The 21,857-nt window shown below is 72.5% G+C and carries 15 protein-coding genes; 6 read left to right on the top strand and 9 right to left on the bottom strand.

Going from position 1 to position 21,857, the window contains the following annotated elements; all coding sequences use genetic code 11:
- Positions 1–221 precede the first annotated feature (221 nt).
- A complete protein-coding gene (locus ACSC1Q_RS19180) occupies positions 222–1,637 on the top strand; it encodes an ATP-binding protein (RefSeq protein ID WP_436760075.1) in 1,416 nt (471 codons plus the stop codon).
- A gap of 68 nt (positions 1,638–1,705) precedes the next feature.
- Here the strand turns inward: ACSC1Q_RS19180 and ACSC1Q_RS19175 are convergent, their stop codons facing one another.
- From ACSC1Q_RS19175 to ACSC1Q_RS19165, 3 genes are all read right to left on the bottom strand, one after another.
- A complete protein-coding gene (locus ACSC1Q_RS19175) occupies positions 1,706–3,787 on the bottom strand; it encodes a putative bifunctional diguanylate cyclase/phosphodiesterase (RefSeq protein WP_436760074.1) in 2,082 nt (693 codons plus the stop codon).
- A 139-nt stretch (positions 3,788–3,926) separates the two neighbouring features.
- Complete coding sequence (ligA, locus tag ACSC1Q_RS19170) at positions 3,927–6,107, bottom strand: NAD-dependent DNA ligase LigA (RefSeq protein WP_436760073.1); 2,181 nt, start codon at positions 6,105–6,107, stop codon at positions 3,927–3,929.
- A gap of 175 nt (positions 6,108–6,282) precedes the next feature.
- Entirely contained in the window at positions 6,283–7,287 is a 1,005-nt protein-coding gene (locus tag ACSC1Q_RS19165; RefSeq protein ID WP_436760072.1) for a methionine synthase, read from the bottom strand.
- Between the two features lie 329 nt (positions 7,288–7,616).
- Between ACSC1Q_RS19165 and ACSC1Q_RS19160 the strand changes: the two genes are divergently transcribed.
- The 3 genes from ACSC1Q_RS19160 (at position 7,617) to ACSC1Q_RS19150 (ending at position 11,632) form a co-directional block, all read left to right on the top strand.
- Complete coding sequence (locus tag ACSC1Q_RS19160) at positions 7,617–8,891, top strand: S8 family serine peptidase (protein ID WP_436760071.1); 1,275 nt, start codon at positions 7,617–7,619, stop codon at positions 8,889–8,891.
- Positions 8,892–8,990: 99 nt separating this feature from the next.
- Positions 8,991–11,273 carry a protein kinase domain-containing protein gene (locus tag ACSC1Q_RS19155; protein ID WP_436760070.1) on the top strand — a complete coding sequence of 761 codons (2,283 nt, stop codon included), beginning with the start codon at positions 8,991–8,993 and terminating at the stop codon, positions 11,271–11,273.
- Positions 11,273–11,632 (top strand): YbaB/EbfC family nucleoid-associated protein, encoded by a 360-nt coding sequence (locus tag ACSC1Q_RS19150; RefSeq protein ID WP_436760069.1) that lies wholly within the window; start codon positions 11,273–11,275, stop codon positions 11,630–11,632. The genes ACSC1Q_RS19155 and ACSC1Q_RS19150 overlap by 1 nt, the downstream gene beginning before the upstream one ends.
- A 384-nt stretch (positions 11,633–12,016) precedes the next feature.
- On the opposite strand, the gene ACSC1Q_RS19145 is transcribed toward ACSC1Q_RS19150, so the two are convergent.
- From ACSC1Q_RS19145 to eccCa, 3 genes are all read right to left on the bottom strand, one after another.
- Entirely contained in the window at positions 12,017–12,955 is a 939-nt protein-coding gene (locus ACSC1Q_RS19145) for a WXG100-like domain-containing protein (RefSeq protein ID WP_436760068.1), read from the bottom strand.
- The gene (locus ACSC1Q_RS19140) at positions 12,952–13,335 is read right to left on the bottom strand and encodes a hypothetical protein (protein ID WP_436760067.1); all 384 of its coding nucleotides are present in this window, start codon (positions 13,333–13,335) and stop codon (positions 12,952–12,954) included. The genes ACSC1Q_RS19145 and ACSC1Q_RS19140 overlap by 4 nt, the downstream gene beginning before the upstream one ends.
- Before the next feature lie 86 nt (positions 13,336–13,421).
- Positions 13,422–17,390 carry a type VII secretion protein EccCa gene (eccCa, locus tag ACSC1Q_RS19135; RefSeq protein ID WP_436760066.1) on the bottom strand — a complete coding sequence of 1,323 codons (3,969 nt, stop codon included), beginning with the start codon at positions 17,388–17,390 and terminating at the stop codon, positions 13,422–13,424.
- Positions 17,391–17,725: 335 nt separating this feature from the next.
- On the opposite strand from eccCa, the gene eccD reads away from it, so the two are divergent.
- On the top strand, positions 17,726–19,111 hold the full coding sequence (gene eccD, locus ACSC1Q_RS19130; RefSeq protein WP_436760065.1) for a type VII secretion integral membrane protein EccD: 1,386 nt from the start codon (positions 17,726–17,728) through the stop codon (positions 19,109–19,111).
- A gap of 44 nt (positions 19,112–19,155) precedes the next feature.
- On the opposite strand, the gene ACSC1Q_RS19125 is transcribed toward eccD, so the two are convergent.
- Genes ACSC1Q_RS19125 through ACSC1Q_RS19115 form a run of 3 tightly spaced genes read right to left on the bottom strand, consistent with a single transcriptional unit; the run spans position 19,156 to position 20,706 of the window.
- The gene (locus ACSC1Q_RS19125) at positions 19,156–19,575 is read right to left on the bottom strand and encodes a YbaB/EbfC family nucleoid-associated protein (protein WP_436760064.1); all 420 of its coding nucleotides are present in this window, start codon (positions 19,573–19,575) and stop codon (positions 19,156–19,158) included.
- The gene (locus ACSC1Q_RS19120; RefSeq protein ID WP_436760063.1) at positions 19,572–20,381 is read right to left on the bottom strand and encodes a hypothetical protein; all 810 of its coding nucleotides are present in this window, start codon (positions 20,379–20,381) and stop codon (positions 19,572–19,574) included. The genes ACSC1Q_RS19125 and ACSC1Q_RS19120 overlap by 4 nt, the downstream gene beginning before the upstream one ends.
- Positions 20,382–20,403: 22 nt before the next feature.
- Positions 20,404–20,706 (bottom strand): hypothetical protein, encoded by a 303-nt coding sequence (locus tag ACSC1Q_RS19115; RefSeq protein ID WP_436760273.1) that lies wholly within the window; start codon positions 20,704–20,706, stop codon positions 20,404–20,406.
- Here ACSC1Q_RS19115 and ACSC1Q_RS19110 point away from each other — a divergent pair.
- Positions 20,614–21,798, top strand: a complete 1,185-nt coding sequence (locus tag ACSC1Q_RS19110; protein WP_436760062.1) for an RNA-guided endonuclease InsQ/TnpB family protein — start codon at positions 20,614–20,616, stop codon at positions 21,796–21,798. The two genes, ACSC1Q_RS19115 and ACSC1Q_RS19110, sit on opposite strands and share 93 nt — an antisense overlap.
- Positions 21,799–21,857 lie beyond the last annotated feature (59 nt).

The following is a 21,857-nucleotide window of genomic DNA, read 5'->3' as shown; positions in this document are numbered from 1 at the left end:
CGCTCCCGGCGGTCAGACCGCCTCCGGCCCGCCGAACCCGGCGGAAGCGGCTCCGGATCTTCCCGGCCCTGGAGTCCGAAGGAGATCGCGGGCCTCACCGCGACCACCGAAGCGCACAGGAGCGTGCCTCTTGGAAGCACACTTCTGTGTTCACTGGAGATACTATCGCTGGCGATAGTATCTCCAGCAGTAGTATCGCCAATGGAAGTATCAGGGGAAGCGTGGGCGAGTTCATCGGCAGGGAGCACGAGCTGACGGTTCTCGGGTCCCTGCTCGACCGCGTCCGGGCGGAGGCGGCGACCGGACGTCCCGGGCAGTGCGTGCTGATCCGGGGACGCAGGCGCATCGGCAAGTCGGCCCTGGCCGAGGAGTTCATCGGCCGCAGCGGCCTGCCGTCGCTCTTCTACACCTCGGCGCGGGCGGACGCCCGGAGCGAGCTCCACCAGTTCACGGCGGATGTCGCGATGTCGGACCTGCCGGGCCGGGACGCGTTCTCCGAGGCGGCGCCCGGCACCTGGAACGGAGCGTTGCGGCTGCTGGCGGAAGCGCTTCCCGATGACAGCCCGTCCATCGTCGTGATCGACGAGGTCCCCTATCTCATGGACCGCGTCGACGCCTTCGAGGGACTGCTCCAGCGCGCCTGGGACCGGTTCCTCAGCCGCAAGCCGGTTCTGCTGATCCTCATCGGATCCGACCTGTCCATGATGGAGGCGCTGAACAGCTACGAGCGGCCCTTCCACCAGCGCGGCACCGAGATGATCGTCGGGCCGCTCAACCCCCGCGAGATCCAGCGGATGCTCCGCCTCACGGCCGCCGACGCGTTCGACGCGGCCCTCGTCACCGGCGGGCTCCCGCTCGTCTGCGGGGAGTGGCCTCGCGGGGCCTCGCTCCGGGAATACCTGCACGCCGCGCTGACGAACCCGGTCTCGGCCCTCCTGGTGTCCGCCGAGCGCTCCCTCGCGGCCGAGTTCCCCTCCGGCGCCCAGGCGAGCGAGGTGCTGCGGGCCATCGGCAGCGGCGAGCGCACGTTCACCAACATCGCCAGAAGCGCGGGCGGGATCTCGCACAGCACCCTCTCCAGGGCCGCCGAGCTTCTGGCCTCCAAAGGGATCGTGACCGGTGAGCTGCCGCTGTCCACCCGCCCCTCCAAGGAGCGCCGATACCGCGTGACCGACGCCTACCTGCGTTTCTGGCTCCACTTCGTCCGGCCGCACATGCCCGAGATCGAGCGTCGCAGGGGTGACCTGACCATGCGTCGGGTCGCCGCGCAGTGGAGCACCTGGCGAGGCCGGGCCGTGGAGCCCCTCGTCCGCGAGTCACTGGCCCGGCTGCTCCCCGACGGCAGGCTGCCGGAGGCACCCGCGATCGGCTCCCACTGGACCAGGAGCAACGACGTGGAGATCGACATCGTGGGCGCGGACAGGGGACCGATCGCCCGGCGGCTGTGCTTCCTGGGGTCGATCAAGTGGCTGGAGAACGCCTCTTTCGACGACCGCGACCTCGCCGCGCTGGCCAGGCACCGAGCGGCCCTGACGGACGACCTGATCCCGCTCGTCGCGGTCTCGCGCGGCGGGGTCTCCTGCTCCGGCCTCACCGCCGCGTACGGCCCCGACGACCTCATCCGGGCGTGGAACTAGCGGGTGCCGCCGCCCAAGGGCGTCCGGGGGCGTGAACGTGTCCGGACGCCCCGGAGTCCGGGGCGGGGCTAGGCCCGCTGAGGGTCGAGGATCTCGGTGCGGCGCAGGAAGCCGAGGTCGTGCGTGGCGAGGGCCCGATGCTTGCGCAACCACACGGTCGCGTCGGCGGCGGACATGGGTTCGGCGAACAGCCAGCCCTGGCCCAGGTCGCAGCCCATCTCGGCCAGCCGTTTGGCCACCTCCGCCGACTCGACGCCCTCGGCGACCGAGCGCAGGCCGAGGGAGCGGACCAGGTCGACGATGGAGCGGACGATCCGCTCGTCGTCCTTGGACTCGCCCATGCGGCGGACGAACGAGGAGTCGATCTTGACCTCGGCGACCGGCAGGCGCTGCAGGCGGACCAGCGAGGAGTAGCCGGTGCCGAAGTCGTCCAGCGCGAGCGGCACCCCCAGCGCGGTCAGGGCCCGGACGGCGCCGTCGGTGTAGGCCTGGTCGGTCATCAGGATGCGCTCGGTGACCTCCAGCTGGATCGCCTTGGGAGGCAGCCGGTAGCGCGCCAGGCCCTCCCCCAGCTGGTCGGAGAGGGCGCAGTCGAGGAGGTCGCGGGCCGAGACGTTGACGGAGATCTGCTCGTGCAGGCCGGTGTGCCACCAGTGGGCGGCCTGCTCCAGCGCGGCGTCGATGACGTATCCGGTGAGGTGGCGCATCAGGTACGACTGCTCGGCCATCGGCACGAACTCGGCGGGAGGGATCATTCCCCGCTCCGGGTGGCGCCAGCGCAGCAGCGCCTCCACCCCCCGCACCTGCCCCCCGGCCAGGTCGAGCTTGGGCTGGTAGTGCAGCCGCAGCTCGGAGCGGTCGATGGCCCTGCGCAGGTCGCCGAGGAGGTTGATCCGCTCGGGACTGTTGCGGTCCTTGTCCGCGGTGTAGATCTCGACCCCGGTCCTGCCCTCCTTCGCGAGGTACATCGCCACATCGGAGCGTTGCAGGAGCATCTCGAAGTCGGGCGCGTGGTCGGGGTAGATCGCGATGCCGAACGAGGCGTCCAGGTCGAAGCTCATGCCCTCCAGCCGGACCGGCTCGGTGATCGCCACCCGCAGGCGCGCCGCCACCTCCCTGGCCGCCGCCGCGTCCCTGACCGAGGGCAGCAGGACGGCGAACTCGTCGCCGCCGAGCCTGGCCACCACGTCGCCGGGACGGACGCTGTGGGTGAGGCGGTGCGCGACCAGTTGCAGGAGCCGGTCGCCGACCGGGTGCCCGAGGGTGTCGTTGATCTCCTTGAACCGGTCGAGGTCGAGCAGGAACAGGCCGACCCGCTCGCCGTCGCGCGCCTCCGCGAGCGCCTCCTCCGTGCTGAGCACGAGCATCTTTCGGTTGGGCAGCCCGGTCAGCACGTCGTGCGTCGCCTGGTGGTCGCGGCGCACCGACATGGTGGCGGTGAAGTAAACCGCCACCATCGGCGCCAGGAAGAGCGGCACCAGGGCCGGCGAGTGGTTCATCACCACCACGACGAGCGGGGCCAGGCCGAGCAGCCCGGCGTAGACGAGGCTCTGGTGGCCGACCGTGGTCCTGATCACCCGGCGGATCGACCTGCGCTCGTGCAGCGCCACCGCGCCGGAGACCAGCAGGGCCCGGACCACGAAGTAGGCGAGCCCGGCCAGCCCGATCGCGAGCAGGTCGGAGCCGTCGGGCACCCAGGAGGCCATCGTGACGGAACGGTCGCCGAACAGTCCGAGCACCAGTCCGGCCGCGCCGCAGGCCATCGTCACCTGAGCGATGTTGAACATGACCCGGTGGCTCGCCTTGCGGGTGACGGCCCCGTTGACGACCATGGCGACCGCCTGCAGCAGCACGGCGACCGGCAGGCCGTAGTGGAGCAGCGCGGCGAAGGTGAACATGGTCGAGGGGTAGGTGCCGCCCACCGTCATCGACGACGAGAGGACCACCGGCCGCAGCTCGCCCAGCACGACGAGGGCCGCGAGCATCCAGAACAGCGGGCTGCGGACGAGCTCCGCGGCCTCGGCCACGTCCATGCCCAGCAGGGACACGACGAGGGCGGTGAACCCGATCGTGATGACGGCGGCGAGGTAGGCCCACAGGGGCGTTCCCGGTCGCGGTCCGGTGTCGCGGGTGTCGGTTGGGTCGGCCATGAGTAACAAAACCCCCATTAGTTCATTATGGGAGAGTACGGCCTACGGGCCACTTCGCGAAACCGATTGCGCACGTTCCGTCACTAGTAATTCGCACGTTTTTAAGACACAACGCTTCGAGGCACCGGCGGGACGGCCCCTACTCCTCGGGGGTCACCGTCACCTCCGACGCCGCCTCGGGCCCCTCGGTCAGCAGAACCCGCAGGCCCGCCTCGTCGAGGATCGGCACGCCGAGCTTGACCGCCTTGTCGAACTTGGAACCGGCGTTCTCCCCCACCACCACGAAGGAGGTCTTCTTCGACACCGACGCCGAGACCTTGCCGCCCCGGCCGGCCAGGGCCTCGCCCGCCTCGTCGCGGGTGAAGTCGGCGAGCGTGCCGGTCACCACGAACGTGAGACCGGCGAGGGTCTGCGGGAGCTGCTCGGCCGGAGGGTCGTCGACCATCCGGACCCCGGCGGCCGCCCACCGGTCGACGATCTCCCGGTGCCAGTCGACCGTGAACCAGTCGTGGATCGCCGCGGCCACCCGCGGGCCGACGCCCTCGACGGCGGCGAGCTCCTCCTCGGAGGCCTCCGCGATCGCGGGGATCGAGCGGAACTCGTCGGCGATCGCCTGGGCCGTCGGGGGGCCGACGTGCCGGATGGAGAGCGCGACGAGCACCCGCCAGACCGGCTGGTCCTTGGCCTTCTCCAGCTGCTCCAGCATCTTCTCGGCGTTCTTGCTCGGCTCGCCGCTCTGGTTGGCGAAGAAGGTGACGACCTTCCGCTCGCCGCTCTCCGGATCGGTCTTGGGCAGGCCGGTGTCGGGGTCGCGGACCACCGACCTGATCGGCAGCAGCTGCTCCATCGTGAGGTCGAACAGGTCCGCCTCGGTGCGGACCGGCGGCTCCTGCGGCGGCAGCGGCTGGGTCAGCGCGGTGGCCGCCACGTAGCCCAGCCCCTCGATGTCGAACGCCCTGCGCCCGGCCGCGAAGAAGATGCGCTCGCGCAGCTGGGCGGGACACGCCCTGGTGTTGGGGCAGCGCAGGTCGGCGTCGCCCTCCTTCTCGTACGCCAGCCCGGTGTCGCACTCCGGGCAGCGCTCCGGCATCACGAACTCGCGCTCGCTCCCGTCGCGCAGGTCGACGACCGGGCCGACGATCTCGGGGATGACGTCGCCCGCCTTGCGCAGCACCACGGTGTCGCCGATCAGCACGCCCTTGCGCGCCACCTCGGAGGCGTTGTGCAGGGTCGCCCGCTCGACCGTGGAGCCCGCCACGACGATCGGCTCCATCACGCCGTACGGGGTGACCCGGCCGGTGCGGCCCACCGCGACCTGGATGTCGTGGAGCTTGGTGTTGACCTCCTCCGGGGGGTATTTGTAGGCGATCGCCCAGCGCGGGGCCCGGCTGGTGGAGCCCAGGTTGTTCTGCAGCTCGATGCGGTCGACCTTGACCACGACGCCGTCGATCTCGTAGGCCGGGTCGTGGCGGTGCTCGCGGTAGAACTCGATGAAGGCGTTGATGTCGTCGAGGCCGTCGACGACCCTGTAGAGGTCGCTGACCGGCAGGCCGAACCCCTTCAGCCGCTCGTAGACCTCCGACTGGGCGCGGGGCGCGGTGGCGCCCTCCCACTTCCCGACCCCGTGAACGATCATGTAGAGGGGCCGCTGGGCGGTGACGCGCGGGTCCTTCTGCCGCAGGGAGCCAGCGGCGGAGTTGCGCGGGTTGGCGAACGGCGCCTTGCCCCCCTCGACCAGCTGCTCGTTGAGCTTCTCGAACTCCTCGACGGGGATGTAGACCTCGCCCCTGACCTCCACCACGTCGGGCACGTCGTCGCCGGTCAGGCGGTGCGGGACGTTGGCGATCGTGCGGACGTTGGCCGTCACGTCGTCGCCGACGCGGCCGTCGCCCCTGGTCGCGCCCCTGGTCAGGCGGCCCTTCTCGTAGAGCAGCGCGATCGCGAGGCCGTCGATCTTCAGCTCGCACAGGTAGGGGGCGGGGTCGCGCTCGGCCAGCCGCTCGGCCCTCGCCTGCCAGGAGGTGAGGTCGTCGGCGTTGAAGGCGTTGTCGAGGCTCTCCATCCGCTGCAGGTGCTTGACCGGGGTGAAGTCGCTGGAGATCGGCGCGCCGATCTTCTGGGTGGGCGAGTCGGGCGTGCGGAGGGTCGGGCTCTCCTCCTCCAGCTCGCGCAGCTCGCGCATCCACCCGTCGTACTGGGCGTCGCTCACGGTGGGCGAGTCGAGCACGTGGTAACGCCAGTTGGCCTCCTCGACCAGCTCGCTCAGCTCCGCGTGCCGCTCCAGCGCCGCCACCGGCACACCCTCGACCTCAGCGCCCATCGCCCGCTTCTCCCATCGTCGTCGCCCAGGACAAACGTATCTTCGGGCACCGACATTCTGACCCCGCCATTGCCCCGAGTTGGACAAGCCTCGCCGCTCCCGTACGACACCGGCCGGGCGCGGTCACGGGCGGCACGCGGGAGCCGTACGGAAGCCGGTACGGCTCCCGTACGGATCACTCGCCGGGGCCGTCCTGCAGGACGCGGGCGGCCTTGCGGCAGGTGGCCAGGGCCGTCCTGGCGTAGGCGGGCGAGGCCCCGGCCAGGCCGCAGGCGGGGGTGAGCACGACCTGCGAGGCGAGGGTCGAGACGGGGAAGCCGAGGCGGCGCCAGAGCTCGACGGCGGGCCCGGCGACCACGTCGACGTCGGGGAGCCTGGCGTCCACGCCCGGCACGACCCCGAGGAACAGCGCGGTGCCCGCCTCGACGGTCTCGCCGATCGCGTCCTCGTCGCGTCTCCTCATGAGGTGGGCGTCCAGCGAGACGGCCCCCACGCCCGCCGTGCGCAGCACCCCGAAGGGCACGCCGGGGGCGCAGCAGTGCACGACCGTGAACGTCTCCTCGGGGAGCACCGCGCCGAGCCGGTCGGCGACGATCTGGCGGTCGACGGCGGCCAGCCGCCCGAAGCCCGAGGCCGTCGGCACCGTGCCCGTGAGGACGCCGGGCAGCCCCGGCTCGTCGATCTGGACCACGATCTCCGTGGCGCCGGGCACCCTGCGGCGCACGTCGGCGACGTGCGCGGCGAGCCCCTCGGTCAGGGAGTCGACCAGGTCGCGCACCGCGCCCGGGTCGGCGAGCGTCTTGTCGCCGTACCGGAGCTCGATCGCCCCCGCCATCGTCCACGGCCCGCACACCTGGATCTTGAAGGGCCCCTCGTACCCCTGGGCCACCTCCTCCAGCCCGTCGAGGTCGCGGACGAGATGGTCGCGGGCGCGCTTGAAGTCGCGGCCCGGCCTGTCGGCGAACCGCCAGCCCGACGGCTGCACCTCGACGGGCAGCTCCAGCAGGAGCGACGCGGTGCGCCCGATCATGTCGGCGCCGACACCGCGGGCGGGCAGCTCGGGCAGGTACGGCAGCGCGGGCGACTCGCCGAAGGCGACCCTGACCGCCTCCGCGTGGTCCTCTCCCGGGTGCGACCCGATGCCGGTCGCGGTCGCCTCGCCCCATGGGTACTGGCTCAAGCCTGCTCCTGGTCTCGCATCGGTTCGCATCGGTTCACGGTGTTTCGCATGAGTTCGAATGAGTTCGTGTGAGTCCGCGTCGGGACGTGGGCGGGATCCGCCGGTGCCTGCCCGGCTCGCCCGCCCACGCCAGCTTACGACCGCCGGGTCGCGCCTCCGGCCGGGAGAATCCCGTCGCGCCGTGACGGCACGCGATCAGGCTGAGTAGGGTGCTGCCCGGTATTCACCCGTTTCTGGGGTCTTCTCGCCCCGGAGGCGTCTCGGCATGGGGGCCGTTTCGCCCGGGGGCCGTTTTTCTGGGTCGTTCTGGATCGTTCTGGGGGCGTTTCGTGATCGGTCGGATGCTCGTCACGGTGCTGGTGCTGGCGGCGGTCGCGGCCCCACCGGCCGTGGCCGAGGCTGAAGTGGGCGCGGCGGAAGTGCGCGCGGCGGAAGTCGGAGCGGCGGCGCGGGCCGGGACCGCCGGAGCCGTCTCGGCGGCGAGGGCGGAGACCTCGGTGGTGGAGGCGGGCACCGCGGGGACGGCCGCCGCGCCGGTCAGGTGCAATCCCGGGCGCGGTACGACCAGCATCGGGGAGTCCTGGGCCCAGCGGCGGCTCAGCCTCCCCGAGGTGTGGGAGCTGACCAAGGGCGCCGGGGTGACCGTCGCGGTCGTCGACAGCGGGGTGGACTCCAGACATCCCCAGCTGAGGCGAACCCGGTCGATCGACCTCACCGCCACCGGGGCCCGCGACTGCCTCGGCCACGGTACGGCGGTGGCGGGCATCATCGCGGCGGCCGAGATGAAGGGGGTGCCCTTCACCGGGGTCGCGCCGCAGGCGAAGCTGCTCTCCATCAAGCAGACCTCGGACGGCACCGGCGACGTGGCCCGGCTCGCCCTGGCCATCGTGCGGGCCGCCGAGCTGGGCGCCGACGTGATCAACGTGTCGGTCGAGGCGCGCGACCAGGCCGACCTGCGCAACGCCGTCACCTACGCCCTCGCCATGGACGCGGTCGTGGTGGCGGCGGCCGGCAACGTGCAGAAGGAGGACGGCACCCCGGGGCCCGCCTACCCGGCCGCCTACGAGGGGGTCCTCTCGGTCGGGGCCGCCGGTCCCGACGGGGCGAGGGCCGACTCCTCCAACGCCGTCACCCCCGTCTCCGTCCTCGCCCCCGGCAAGGGCGTCACGAGCACCTGGGCCGGGCGGGCCTACCGGGAGGACCTGGAGGGCACCAGCTTCGCCGCGCCGTACGTGGCCGGGGTGGTCGCGCTGGTCCGCGCCCGCCACCCGGAGCTGGACAACGTGCGGGTACGGCGGCGCGTCGAGCTGACCGCCAACGGCGGCGCGGGGGCGGGCACCGGGGCGGGAATGGTCAACCCGCTGCTGGCGGTCTCGGCGATCCTGCCGTCCGAGCAGGTGGCGCTCGCGCCGCGCCAGGCGGCCCCGCTGCCGGGGAACGCGGTGCGGCCGGCGCCTCCGGAGGATTCCCGGGCCATCTCGATCTCGCTCTGGGTCGCGCTGGGGTCGCTCGCCGTGGGCGTCCTGGTCACCGTGGCGGGCATCGCCGTCCCGATGGGGCGCCGGAGGGGCTGGCGACCCGGCTCCGTCGAGAACCAAACATGACAAACGTATTAAAAACACGATCTAGTGCGTCAAATTTGGTTGGATGGTGCCCGAATAGCTTAAAGCGGCTTTATTGACAGCTGTGCTGGAAGGAATGCAATGGGGTATTTGCACCCATTACTGCCTGAAGATCCCAAGCGTATCGGCGTACACGTCCTGGTCGGCCGGCTCGACCCGGATCCAGGACACGCCGTCTACCTGGGACATCTTCCCGACGACGACACAATCCGCGTCATCCGCCTCCTCGCCGCCGAGCCGGAGGCCCCCGACCCCCGGGTGCGGGAGCGGATCACGAACGAGCTGCACGCCGCCAAGCGCGCGTCCGGGGCGCACACCGCCAGGCTGCTGGAGGTCGGCTGGTTCGACGACCGCCCGTACGTGGTCCGCGAGCACGTCGAGGGACCCACGCTGCGGCAGGCGGTGGCCGAGGACGGGCCGCTCACCGGTGACGCGCTGGAGCGGTTCGCGGCCGGCACGCTCACCGCGCTGACCGCCCTGCACCTGTCCGGCCTCGCCCACGGGTCGCTCACCCCCGACACCGTGCTGCTCGGCCCGGACGGTCCCCGCGTCTTCGACGTCGGGCTCGACCCCGTCACGGGCGAGCGGGAGCCGGACTACCGCGCTCCCGAGCACATCCGCGAGGAGGCCGCCGCCGCTCCCTCGGCGCCGGAGGCGAGCAGGCCCGCGGACCTCTTCGCCTGGGCGGCCACGGTCGTGTACGCCGCGACCGGGCGACCGCCCTTCGGCGGCCGGCCGGAGCGGGTGCTGGAAGGCCCCGCGGACCTGACCGGCCTGCCCGCGGAGCTCCGGCCCGTCGTCGTCTCCTGCCTGGACAGGCGACCGCAGGAGCGCCCGGACACCAAGACCGCCATGCTGCGCCTGCTCGGCGAGCCCGAGGCGCCGGACGCGCCGGCTCCCCTCCCCGGCGTCGCCTCCGAGCCGGCGCTCCCTCCTCTTCCCGGCCTCGTCTCCGGCACCGTCTCGGGTGCCGGAACGGAGATCGGAAACGGTGACGGCGCGGGGGCGCGGCCGGGTACGGACATCACGGGGGCCACGCGCGGGGACGACTCCCCGCCGGACGAGAACATCCCCGGTGCCGCCGTACCACGCCAGGCGGAGCCCGCGACGTCGGTCTGGGGAGCTCCGCAGCTTCCCCAAGGCGCGTCTCCCGCTCCCGGAGCCCCGGACCCGGCGCCTGCGAAGGCCGCGGGGAACCGTACGAGGGCGGGCGGCTTCTCGATGGCGCTGGCCGCCTGTGTCGGCGTGATCGTCCTGCTCTCCGGGCTGGGCCTGTGGGCCGCCGGGCGGTACACCGCCCTGAGCGAGCTGGAGCGGGCCTCCGCCGACGGCGCGATACCCGAGGTGTCGCTCGGGCTGGCGGACCAGTCACGGGACGAGCCGCAGGGACAGGACCCGGTGCAGAACACCGGGGACGACCCCGCGGGCAAGGTGACGGTGCCCTGGGGGACGACGCCCGACCCCCGGGTCGCGGAGGTGGGGCCGCTGCAGCTGCCCAGCGACGCCCCCACGGGCCTGCCCCAGGTCCCGACCATCGGCGCGTACACCAATCCTCCGGTGCCGGTGCCGACGGCGCCGCTCACCACGGTCCCGACCGCGCCGGTGGCGCCGACGCCCACGTCCGGGGCGCCCTCCGCCGACGCGTCGTCCACGACGGCGGTCCAGCCGACGCCGACGCCGAGCCCGTCCCTGACGGTCGAGCCGGAACAGCCTCCGACCGGGACGCCGACCCCGATCCCGAGCCCCACCCCCACCCCGGCCCCGCCGGGCACCCCGGGGCCCACCCCGACGCCGACCCCGACGCCGACGTCGCCCCAGGGAACCCCGGGCCTGACCCCCACTCCCACGCCCACCCCGACACCCACCCCGACGCCGACGCCGACCCTGGCCAGGCCGTCCTTCAAGCCCTCGCACGCCGCCAGGCCCTCGCAGTCCGGCAGGCCCTGGCGGACGACCAAGCCCTGGCGGACGACCAAGCCGACGGTGCGGCCGAGCTCGCCCACCACCGCGAGGCCGCCGTCGTCCCCGCCGGAGCAGCGCGCCAACCCGTACACCGCGGAGAAGGTCTGCGGGCTGAACTACTCGGTGCAGCGGCAGGTCCCGTTCAAGGGCGGGACGGTCTACCAGCTCTTCAACGGCGTCACGAGGAACACCTGCGCGGTCGCCCTGAAGAACACGGACGTGGGCGTCGCGTCCCCGCTCTGGGTGACCCTTGAGGTTCAGGGCGGCGCGACCAAGAGCGACCGCGGCGGCTACGAGTACTACGCGGGCCCGGTCGTCCTTCCCGCCCAGGGCAGGTGCGTGCGCCTCAACGGCGGCGGCCCCGCCGGTTCCTCCGCTCTCGACTGGGGGAACTGCGGGTAATGCGCGGCGAGCGGGAGAGCGTGCCGGGCGTGTCCGGCGGGCCGTACTCACCGACCGGCGATCCGGAGACGGACCGGCTCCTCACGGTGATCGAGGGGCAGACGACCCGGATGGAGGAGGTCGGGCGGAGCCTGGCCGAGGCCAGGGGGCGCGGTGAGGCGGCCGGTGGCCACGTGTCGGTGGAGGTGCTGGCCAGCGGCGCGCTGGCGGCCCTGCGCATCGACCCGCGCGCCCTCCGCCTGGGCTCCGAGGCCCTCGCGGAGGCGATCCTGGCGGCCTCGCGCGAGGCCACCAGGGACGCGGCCGAGCAGACCGGCACGCTGCTGAACTCACTCCTGGAAGACCCCTTCGGGGACTGACCCCGCGTGCGGGACCCGGCCCCGGGCGAAGACCCGGGGCCGGGCGAAGACCCGGGGCCGGGCGAAGACCCGGGGCCGGGCGAAGACCCGGGGCCGGGCGAAGACCCGGGGCCGGGCCTGCGGAGATACGGGCCAGCCTTCCGGAGGACCTTCCAGAAGACCACCCAGAAGCCGGCCTTCCAGGACGGGAAGTGCGCGTCCCCGCCGAAGGCCCGGCCCGAGGACGGCGTCCTCGGGCCGGACTCCCGGTGACACCCCCGGCTCGGAGCCGGTGGCTTCACCCGAGGAGCGTGACCCGTCCAGGCAGGTGACCCGTCCGAGCAGGTGACCCGTTCAGGCAGGTGACCCGTTCAGGCAGGTGACCCGTTCAGGCGGGTGACCCGTTCAGGCGGGTGGCTTGGCCGTGCGGGAGCCGTGCACGATGAGCTTGGAGATCCACTGCTCCCAGGTGGGGAGGGCGGGATCTCCCTGGAGCGCGTTGTCCGTCACGGTGTACGTCCCCGAGCCGACCAGCCGGGACATCAGGTTGCCCGCCGCGTCGCCCGGGAACGCCTTGCCCCAGGGGCCGATCTTGGTCAGGTCGAAGGCCGCGTTGAAGGCCATGTTGCTGGCGAAGCCCCGGCCGAACTGCTTGAAGTTCTCGCCCGTGCCGGTGACGTCGTTGCCGGTGAGGTCCTTCTTGACCCCGGCGAGCTCGAAGATGCTCCACTGGAGCACCTGCTGGCCGCCCGCGTAGGCCACGCTGTCGCCCAGGTAGTAGAACGAGTTGTAGATGATCTTCTCGACGCTGATCTTGAAGAGCTTCATCTGCAGGATCGCGCGGCCCTTGAGGAACCTGTCCATGATCTGCTTCTGCACGGCCGCCCCGATGCCCGCGGTGGCCCAGCCCCAGGCCACCGTGTAGACCATGTTCACCCAGGCCTGGATCGCGAGCACGATCAGCACGTACCGGGTGATCTCCACGGCGCGGGCGTAGTCGCGGCAGGCCGTGGCGACGGCGCGGCAGAACTTGGCGACCTCGCCGGGATAGGGACGGAACTTGCCCGTCCACAGCGTGCGGAACTCCTGCACGGCCGCGCCCGCGTTGTTCTTCCAGACCTGCTCGGCGACACCGTTCGCGTCGGCGCCGGTGCGTTCGATGGTGTCGGCGAGGCCGTCCCAGATGTCCGCCGCCGAACGCAGCTTGTCCGGGTCGCCCTCCGGCCAGCCCACGCCGAGCATGGACGTGACGAACGCGGCGCCGCCGATGGAACCGGCCCCCATCGCGGTCTTGACCGGGTTCGCCTTGGCGAACGCGCCCACCGCCGCCAGCGGGTTGCTCATTCGAGCTCGGCCTTGCCGCTGGGAACGACGATCTTGGGGCCGACGACCGCCTTGACCATCTCCCCGACCGTGGCCCAGTTGGCCCCGGTGACGTTGTCGCCGACCAGGCCCAGGTTGTCGCCGATCTTGCGATAGCCGTCCCTGATGCCCTCGACGTGGGCCTTGGCCTCGTCCCTGGCGGCGAGGTAGCCCGTGCCGCCCGAGGCGCCCGCGAACCTCTGGCCGGTCTCGTCGCCGCCCCAGAAGGCTCCCAGGCCGTCGAGGTCGGCCATGGCCTTGGCGAAGGCCCTGGCGAGCTCGTCGCTCTCGGTGTGGAAGTCTTCCTTGCGTTTTTTCAGATCGGCCGGACTGATGTCCGTCGGCTCCGGAGGAAATGACAAGAGAGCCCCCTGAACGTCACACACGTTGAGGGAGTGAAACTAGTCATTCATTGTTACAAGAGACGCCCTTTTCTGTTGCTTCCCGTTCACCTCTCCGGATCGGGCTGGGGAACGAACGCGGTCTGGACAAGGCGCACGCCGTTCCTCCGGTCGGAGAGATAGGCGCGTCCCGGCGGCAGCGCGTGCGGGCGCACCCCGAACAGCACGCCCTCGTCCTTGTGGCCCGACATCATGACGGCCGGGGTCGCCATGTCCTTGAGCCGCTGGAGCACCGGGTCGAACATGGCCCGTCCCGCGCCGCCCATCGCGCGGGCCAGCACCAGGTGCAGGCCGATGTCGCGGGCCTGCGGCAGCAGGTCGAGCAGCGCCCCGAGCGGGTTGGCGCCCGAGGCCACCACGTCGTAGTCGTCGACCACGATGTAGATGTCCGCCCCCTTCCACCAGCCGCGCGACCGCAGCTCCTCGGGGGAGAGGTTCGCCGGGGGGAGCCGCTGGATGAGCGACTCCCTGATCTCGGCGATGAACTCGGTGGCGGCGGTCGAGGAGGCCGCGTACCCGATGCGGTGCTCGGTGTAGGCGGCGTCCAGCAGCGAGCGGCGGTAGTCGATGACGACGAGGCGGGCCTTCGAGGGCTCGTGGCGGGCCACGATCCCCTCGGCCACCAGGCGCAGCAGGTTGGACTTGCCGCTCTCGTTGTCGCCGATGACGACCAGGTGGGGGTCGGCGTCGAAGTCGGCGAGCACCGGGGAGAGTGTGCTCTCGTCGATGCCCAGCGGGATGCGCGCGCCGGTCTCCTCGGGTCCCGGCAGGCTCTCCGGCGCGAGTACGGCGGGCAGCAGCCGCACCCTGGGCGCGGGCGGGCCCTGCCAGGCGGCGGCGACGGACTCGACCATCGCCCGGGTCGCGACGGGCAGGTCGTCGATCTGGTCGCCGCCGTCGACGCGGGGCAGCGCGCTCAGGAAGTGCAGGCCGTCGCGGGTCAGGCCGCGTCCCGGCACGCCCTCGGGAACCGCCATCGCGGTCCTGCGGTTCACCTCGGACTCGTAGGCGTCGCCCAGCCTCAGCTCCACCCGGGAGCCGAACAGGTCGCGGATGGACGGCCGGAACTCCGACCACTTGTTGGTCGCCGCGACCACGTGGATGCCGTAGCTCAGGCCACGGGCGGCCAGCTCGGTGATCGTGGGCTCCAGCGACTCGTACTCCTGGCGGACCGTGAGCCAGCCGTCGACCACGAGGAAGACGTCCCCGAAGCCGCCCGGGTCCACGGTCCCGGCGGCGATCTGGCGCCGGTAGGTGGTGATCGAGTCGATGCCCCGCTCGGCGAACTCGCGCTCCCGCCGCGCGAGCAGCGCGGTGACCTCCGCGACGGTACGGCGGACCCGGTCGGCGTCCAGCCGGTTGGCCACCCCGCCGACGTGCGGCAGGCCCTCCAGCGAGGCGAGGGCGCCGCCGCCGAAGTCCAGGCAGTAGAACTGCACCTCGGCGGGGGTGTGGGTGAGGGCGAGACCGGCGACCAGCGTGCGCAGCACGGTGCTCTTGCCGCTCTGCGGGCCCCCGGCCACGGCCAGGTGCCCGGCGGCGCCCGACAGGTCGACCCAGTACGGGTCGCGCCGCTGCTCGAAGGGACGGTCGACGACGCCGAGCAGCGCGTGCAGCCCCCCGCGTCCCTGCCAGTGCGCGGTCGTCAGCCCCTGGTCCGGGATGACGGACAGGGGCGGGAGGATCTGGTCCAGCGAGGGCGGCTCGGCCAGCGGCGGCAGCCAGATCCGGTGCGCGGGCGGCCCCTGCCCGCCCAGCCTGCGGACCACGACGTCGAGCAGCGTGTCGCGCCCCGCGCCGACGGCCGCCTCGGGTTCCTCCTCGGGCTCGGCCTGCACGGGAGACGCGATGTAGGCGGGGCCGTACGGGACGATCCGCCGCCCCTCCGCGCGCTCGCGCCGCACGACCCGCCGCTCGGGGGTGTAGGGCCCGGAGACGTACGCGGCCTTGAAGCGGACCATCCCGGTGGTGTCGAACTTCAGGAAGGCGTTGCCCGGCGCCGAGGGCAGCTCGTAGGCGTCGGTCACGCCGAGCACCACCCGGCTCTCCATCGCCGAGAAGGTCCGCAGGCCGATCCGGTACGACAGGTGGGTGTCCAGGCCGCGCAGCCTGCCCTCCTCCAGCCGCTGCGAGGCCAATAGCAGGTGCACCCCCAGGGACCTGCCGAGGCGGCCGATCATCACGAAGAGCTCGATGAACTCGGGCTTGGCCGAGAGCAGCTCGCTGAACTCGTCCAGCACCACGAAGAGGGTGGGCATCGGGCGCAGGTCGGCCCCCTGCTCCCTGGCCTGCTCGTAGTCGCGCAGCGAGGCGTAGTTCCCGGCGGCGCGGAGCAGCTCCTGGCGCCGTACCATCTCGCCGTGCAGGGCGGCGTGCATGCGGTCGACCAGCGGCAGCTCGTCGGCGAGGTTGGTGATGACGGCCGCGACGTGCGGCAGCGAGTCCATGCCCAGGAAGGTCGCGCCGCCCTTGAAGTCGACGAGCACGAAGTTCAGGACCTCCGACGAGTGCGCGACGGCGAGCCCGAGCACCAGCGTGCGCAGCAGCTCGCTCTTGCCGGAGCCGGTGGCGCCGATGACGAGGCCGTGCGGGCCCATGCCGCCCTGCGCGGACTCCTTGATGTCCAGTTCGACCGGGCGCCCGTCGGTACCGACGCCGATCGGCACCCGCAGCCGGTTGCGCGGCGCCCGGGGACGCCAGAGCAGCGCCGGGTCCAGCCCCGCCGCGTCGCCGAGCCCCAGCAGCTCGGCCAGCGTGGTGTCGGCGGCGAGCGCGTCGCCGCCCCCCGCCCCGGCCGGTGAGCCGCGCAGCGGGGCCAGCCGCCTGGCGAGCCCGTCGGCCTGCAGGTACGAGAACCGGTCGGGCCTGCCGAGCGGCGTGACGATCTCCTTGCCCGCCTGGTCCGTGGTGACCCGGCTGAACAGGTCCTCGGTGACGCGCAGCCTGAGCATCGTCTTCTCCCCCGCCGGGGTGGTGGTCCCGTCGAGGTCGATGAGGGTGACCCCCTCGATCGCGTCCGCGCCCAGCGGGGAGTCCTGCGGGACGTGCCCGCCGTCGATGATCACGATGTGGTACGGGAGCGCCTCGGCGGAGACGCCCGGCTTGAACCGGGCCCGGTTCTTGAAGTCGGCGCCCAGCAGCCGGTCGAGCTCGCCCAGGTCGTCGGTCATGAGGCGGACGGGCCCCGCCGCGTCGGTCTCGTGCGGGTGCAGGGCGTGCGGGAGCCACTTGATCCACTCCCAGTGGGCCATCCACTCCTTGGACGCGCACACCGCGATCCTGAGCTCGTCCGGCGAGTGGAAGACGGCGAGCTGGCCGACGAGCGCCCTGACCATGTCGCGGACGGCCGCCTCTGGGCCGGTGGGCCTGACCCTGGCGAAGGAGTGCAGGGAGATGGCGATGGGCAGGTCCGCCACCGTCGAGTGGGCGCGGACGAAGCGGCGCAGCGCCCCGGCGGACATCGCGTCCAGGTCCTCGACCGGCTTGGACTCCGGCGGGATGAGCTGGACGGCGAGGCGCTGGGAGCCGGTGCCCACCCGGACGGCGCCGAAGTCGGCGTCCGAGGGCCGCCGCTCCCACAGGCGGGCGCTCAGCGCGATCGCCCAGAGCGCGTCGGGGTCGGGGCCGTTCCAGTCGAGCGCCTCGCGCTGCCTGCCCGCCGCGCGCCTGACCTTGGCGCGGGTCTGGGACAGGTAGCGGAAGTAGTCGCGGCGCAGGCCGTTGAGGCGCTGCTTGCGCTCCCCGCCCGCCCGGCCCATCTGGCCGACGGTCATGCCGACCATGGAGAGCGCGAACATGCCGCTGGCCACGTACATGATCGGGTTCCCGCCGCCGCCCCCGGCGAACATCAGCCCCATCGCGGCGCCACCGGCCACCATCGGCAGGTACATGAGCACCTGCGTGAACCCGGCCGAGGTGGTCTCCGGGATCTCGGGCGGCGCCTCCAGCAGGATCTCGCCGCGCGGTGGCGCCGGAGGTGGACGCCGCTCGGGACGCCGGACGACCACGATGCCCACTTCGCCCCCGATGTGAGTTAAGCAAATATTGTCCCGTCCGGATTACCGTAGCGAAACCGTCCCCCACGGTCGACGGAATCCCCGGGAACGACTCGGCACCGATACCGGGCGGGCACGCGGGCACCGCGCGCGCCGCGAACAGGGGGCGCGAGAACCTCGCGGACCGGGTGGTCGCCGGGACGTATCCCCACGTCCCCCGAGCCGGGTGATCGCGCGAGAGACACCGCGAACCTCCCCGGCCCTCGGCGGAAAGCGGGTGATCGCGAGGTGAACACCGTGCGTCTCGCGGCCCCGCCGGGTGCCGGGTGATCGTGGAGGTGGCTACCATGCGGCCTGTGAACCAGGTGACCGCAATCCCCCTGTGCCGCATCACCGTCGTCACCCCGCGCCGCCGGGTCGACCTGGCGGTGCCCTCGGACCTCCCCCTCTCCCACCTGCTGCCCGACCTGCTCGCCGCCACCGGCGAGAGCGCCGAGGAGGTCGCGCCCGCCGGAGGCTGGGGGCTCCAGCGGATCGGCGCGGCCCCCATGCCCCCGGGCGCGGGCCTGTCCGAGCTGGGCATCAGGGACGGCGAGGTCCTCTACCTGCTGCCCCGCTCGTCCCAGCTGCCCGAGGCGATCTTCGACGACGTCGCCGACACCGTGGCGACCGGCGTGAAGGAACGGACCGGCCGCTGGCGGGCCGCGCACACCAGGGGCGTCGGGCTGGGCACCGCGGCGCTGTCGATGGTCGCCGCGTTCGCGGTGCTCGTGGCGAGCGGGCCGCCCTGGGGGCCGGTCGTCGCCTTCGCCGGGGCGTGCGCGATCCTCGCCGTCGTGGCGGGCGCCGCGCTCTCCAGGGCCGTGGGCGACGGCCGGGCCGGTGCGACCATCGGCTACACCGCGCTGCCCCACGCCTTCCTGGCCGGGGCCTGCGTACCCGCTCCCCCCGCCGGTCCCGCCGCGTTCGGGGCGCCCAACCTGCTGGCCGGGTTCGCGGTGACCGCGCTGGTCGCCACCGTGACCGGCTGGATCGTCGCCGAGGGGCTGCCCAACTTCTTCGGCGTCGGGCTGGCCGCGGTGATCGGGACGATCTGCTCGGCGGTCGTCATGTTCACCGGGGCGCCCGCCGCCGGGGTGGCCGCGCTGGCCGCCGCGGTGACCCTGGCCTGCGCCCCGCTCATCCCGACGACGGCCTTCCGGCTGGCGCGGCTCCCGCTGCCCGCGCTGCCCGCCAACGCCGAGGAACTGCGCGGCGACACCGACGACATCGACGGCGCGGACATCCGGCGGCGCGCGACGGAGGCCGAGCGGTTCGCGACCGGCCTGACCGCGGGCGTCGCCCTGGTGGCGCTGGGCACGCTGCCGGTTCTGCTCACCGCGAGCGGGTGGACCGCCCCCGCGACCCTGGTCACGCTCTCGCTGGCGCTGCTGATGCGCGCCCGCGTCTTCCAGGGGACCGGCCAGCGCCTCTGGCTGCTCGGTTCGGGGCTGACCGGGCTGCTGGCGCTCACCCTGGGCGTGGCGCTCACCGTGCCGGACTCCGCCTTCGCGGTGACGATCGGCCTGGTGTGCGCGGCCGCGCTGGCGGGCGGGATGGCGCTGTTCCTCCCGCGGCGGCGTCCCTCCCCGTTCTGGGGACGCGCGGGGGACGTCGTGGAGTTCTGCCTGATCCTCGGCCTGCTCCCGCTCGCGCTCGGGGTGATGGACGTGTACGCGGCCATCAGGGGCCTGTCGGGCTGACCGGGATCCCTCCCCCAGGAATCCCGTGTCGGCCCGGTGGGCGGTCAGTCGCGGGTCAGGTCGTCCAGGGTACGGACCAGGTCCTGGCCGATGTCCTCGAAACGGCGGCGGGCGTCGGCCATGTCCAGCGGGAGCGGGTCGCCGCCGGTGGCGGCGCGGAGCAGTTCCTCGTTCGCGCGGGCGGCGGCCTCCTGGGCGGCGCGGACCGCCTCGGTCACCGCCTCCGCGACGGCCTGGCTGTCCAGGCGCATGATGCGCGGCTCAAGGGTGATCTCCTTGATCCGCCCGGTGCCGTCCACCAGGGCGCGGGCCAGGCCGTCGGCACCGGTTCCCTCGCCGGTGACGGTCTCCAGCTCGCCGAAGACCCCGCCGAGCCTCCGCAGCGTCTCCTCGCTCTGCCGTACGACGGCGTCCAGGTCCTCCAGGCGCAGGTTCTCGGGGTTCCCGAGGGGGAGGTCGCTCACTTGTACGGCTCCGGCATCTCTTTCTTGGGGGACAGCCACTCGAACGTGCCGCCCTTGGGCAGCTGGGGCGCCTGGCCGGGCGCACCCGTGGGCGCCGCCTGGTACGGCAGCAGCGAGGGGTCGATCCTCGCCTTGGTGAAGTCGACCTTGGCCGAGCCGGTGGGCTCCAGGTTGAACGACTGGACCCACGCCTTGCCGGAGAAGTAGACCGACATGCTCCCGGCCACCGAGGCGACGAGCTTGCCCAGCGCCCCGGTCGAGACGGCGATGACCTGGCTGGCCAGGGTGCCCAGCATCCTCAGGTTGACCATGGCGCTGGCCGCGTACGGGGTCGCCAGCATCGCCGCCGCGATCGTCGCGAGGGCGAGCAGGGTGGCCGCGATCTTGGCGATGGCGAGCCAGTACGCGCGGTAGGCGTCCCCCAGCTCGTCGACGATCCCGGCGACGTTCTTGACGTAGGCGCGCAGGCTCTCCAGCGCCTCCTGCATCCGCTGGACGGCGTCGTCGAACGCCTCCCTGTCGTCGGCGATCCAGCCCTCCTTCTCCTTGGTGAGCAGGACGGCGACGTAGCTCTTCACCGCGGTGTCCAGGCGCGAATGGACGGACTCCCAGTTGTTGTAGGCGTCGGCCATGCCCGGCACGTTCGCCACGGCGGTGCTCGCGATCGCCACGCCCGCCCAGGCCGTGGGCGCCAGCCTGGCACCGCCCTTGAGGGTGGACAGGACCTTGGTGGAGTTCGTGATCACACCTTTGGCGCTCTTGCCCGCCGTCAGCGGGCTCGGCCTCCCGCCCGGTCTCGCGGTCATCTCGGTTCCCCCCGTCCCCGGCTCACTGGTACACGACGGTGCTGTTGTCCTCGGCGGTCCGCCAGTTGACGCGGGCGGTCGTCAGCGCGGCCGTCCACGACTCCAGCACCTCCACCGCGTCGTCGAACTTCTCCCCGACGTCCCGCTGGACCTCCCGGTAGCGCATCCCGACCGCGAGCTCGCCGACCGCCCCCCAGCCGGGAAATCCGACCGTCGTGTCGCCCAGCATCGCGTGCAGCTCCTTGATCTTCGGGATGACGTCCTCCTCGATCTCCTTGCGAATGCTCTCGATCGCCTTGGAGGTGACGTACTTCTCCTGGGTCATGTGGCCTCCGTGATCACGTGTTCCCGGACATCTCCTACCATCCGGAACCGGTCCCCCCACCCGTCTCGAAGGCCTGTTCACGGGGTCGCCGACGACCGGAAACGTCCGGTACCACCGCCGTTCACCGTCGGTGGCCGGTGCGCCGATCGCCGACCGCCAAGTCCTTGCGGCGTTGACGCCTCGCCCCGTGGGGCGGGGAGGAATCGCGGGACGGTCGGGCATGGTGGTCTCCAAATTTTGTCGGGTGGTGTCGGTAGGTTGGTCGGCGAGGTGAGGGTCCCGAAGGTGGGGTGGGTGCGGTTTCGCTGGTCGCGTCCCGTCGCGCCGGCGAGGTCGTATCGGGTCACCCGAGACGCTGCGGGCCGCCGGCATGTGGCGTTCGCGGTGATTCCCGAGCCGATCCCCGCACCGGATGCGGGTGGGATCGTCGGGGTGGACCGAGGCGTGGCCGTGTCGGCCGCTCTGTCCACGGGTGAGCTGCTGAGCGTGCCCACCCCGCGTGAGACCGAGGGGAGGCGGCTGCTCAGGCTGCAGCGCAAGCTCGCCAGGGCCCAACGGGGGTCGAACCGGCGCGCGGAGGTCAAGCTCGCCATCGCCCGGCCGAAGGCTCGTGAGACTGACCGGCGTAAGGACTGGGTGGAGAAGACCTCGGCCGATCTGGCGCGCCTTTTCGAGGTGATCGCGGTCGAGAGGTCGAAGGTCTCCGCGATGACCCGCTCTGCTCGCGGCACGGTCGAGGCGCCGGGTCGCAATGTCCGGCAGAAGGCGGGCCTGAACCGGGGCATCCTCGCCGCCGGGTGGGGTCGGCTCGTGACCCGGCTGGAGCGGAAGGCTCCGGGACGGGTCCGGAGGATCGATCCGCGTTTCACGTCGCAGACCTGCGACGCCTGCGGGCACCGCGCCGGGGAGAGTCGCGAGAGCCAAGCGCTCTTCCGGTGCGTGGCCTGCGGGCATCGGGTCAACGCCGACGTCAACGCGGCGAGAAACATTCGAGATACCGCCGCGGGGCACGCGGTGGCCGCGCGGGGAGGCTCACCGTTGGGTGAGCCTGCGAACCGTGAACCTCAACGCGACCTCCTCCCCATGGGGTAGGTGCCGTTGGAATCCCCCGCCTTCGAGCGGGGAGGGGATGTCAAGCTTCTATGCTGTCG

The sequence above is a fragment of the Streptosporangium heterodermiicola genome (genome assembly GCF_051390675.1).
GTDB lineage: Bacteria > Actinomycetota > Actinomycetes > Streptosporangiales > Streptosporangiaceae > Streptosporangium.
This window is presented reverse-complemented; position numbering and strand designations above follow the sequence as displayed.

What these genes read in the sequence shown, in the direction of transcription:
- ACSC1Q_RS19155 (WP_436760070.1), top strand. Translation starts at nt 8,991, where the DNA reads ATGGGGTATTTGCACCCATTACTGCCTGAAGATCCCAAGCGTATCGGC.
- ACSC1Q_RS19145 (WP_436760068.1), bottom strand. Translation starts at nt 12,955, where the DNA reads ATGAGCAACCCGCTGGCGGCGGTGGGCGCGTTCGCCAAGGCGAACCCG.
- ACSC1Q_RS19150 (WP_436760069.1), top strand. Translation starts at nt 11,273, where the DNA reads ATGCGCGGCGAGCGGGAGAGCGTGCCGGGCGTGTCCGGCGGGCCGTAC.
- ACSC1Q_RS19115 (WP_436760273.1), bottom strand. Translation starts at nt 20,706, where the DNA reads ATGACCCAGGAGAAGTACGTCACCTCCAAGGCGATCGAGAGCATTCGC.
- ACSC1Q_RS19120 (WP_436760063.1), bottom strand. Translation starts at nt 20,381, where the DNA reads ATGACCGCGAGACCGGGCGGGAGGCCGAGCCCGCTGACGGCGGGCAAG.
- ligA (WP_436760073.1), bottom strand. Translation starts at nt 6,107, where the DNA reads ATGGGCGCTGAGGTCGAGGGTGTGCCGGTGGCGGCGCTGGAGCGGCAC.
- ACSC1Q_RS19175 (WP_436760074.1), bottom strand. Translation starts at nt 3,787, where the DNA reads ATGGCCGACCCAACCGACACCCGCGACACCGGACCGCGACCGGGAACG.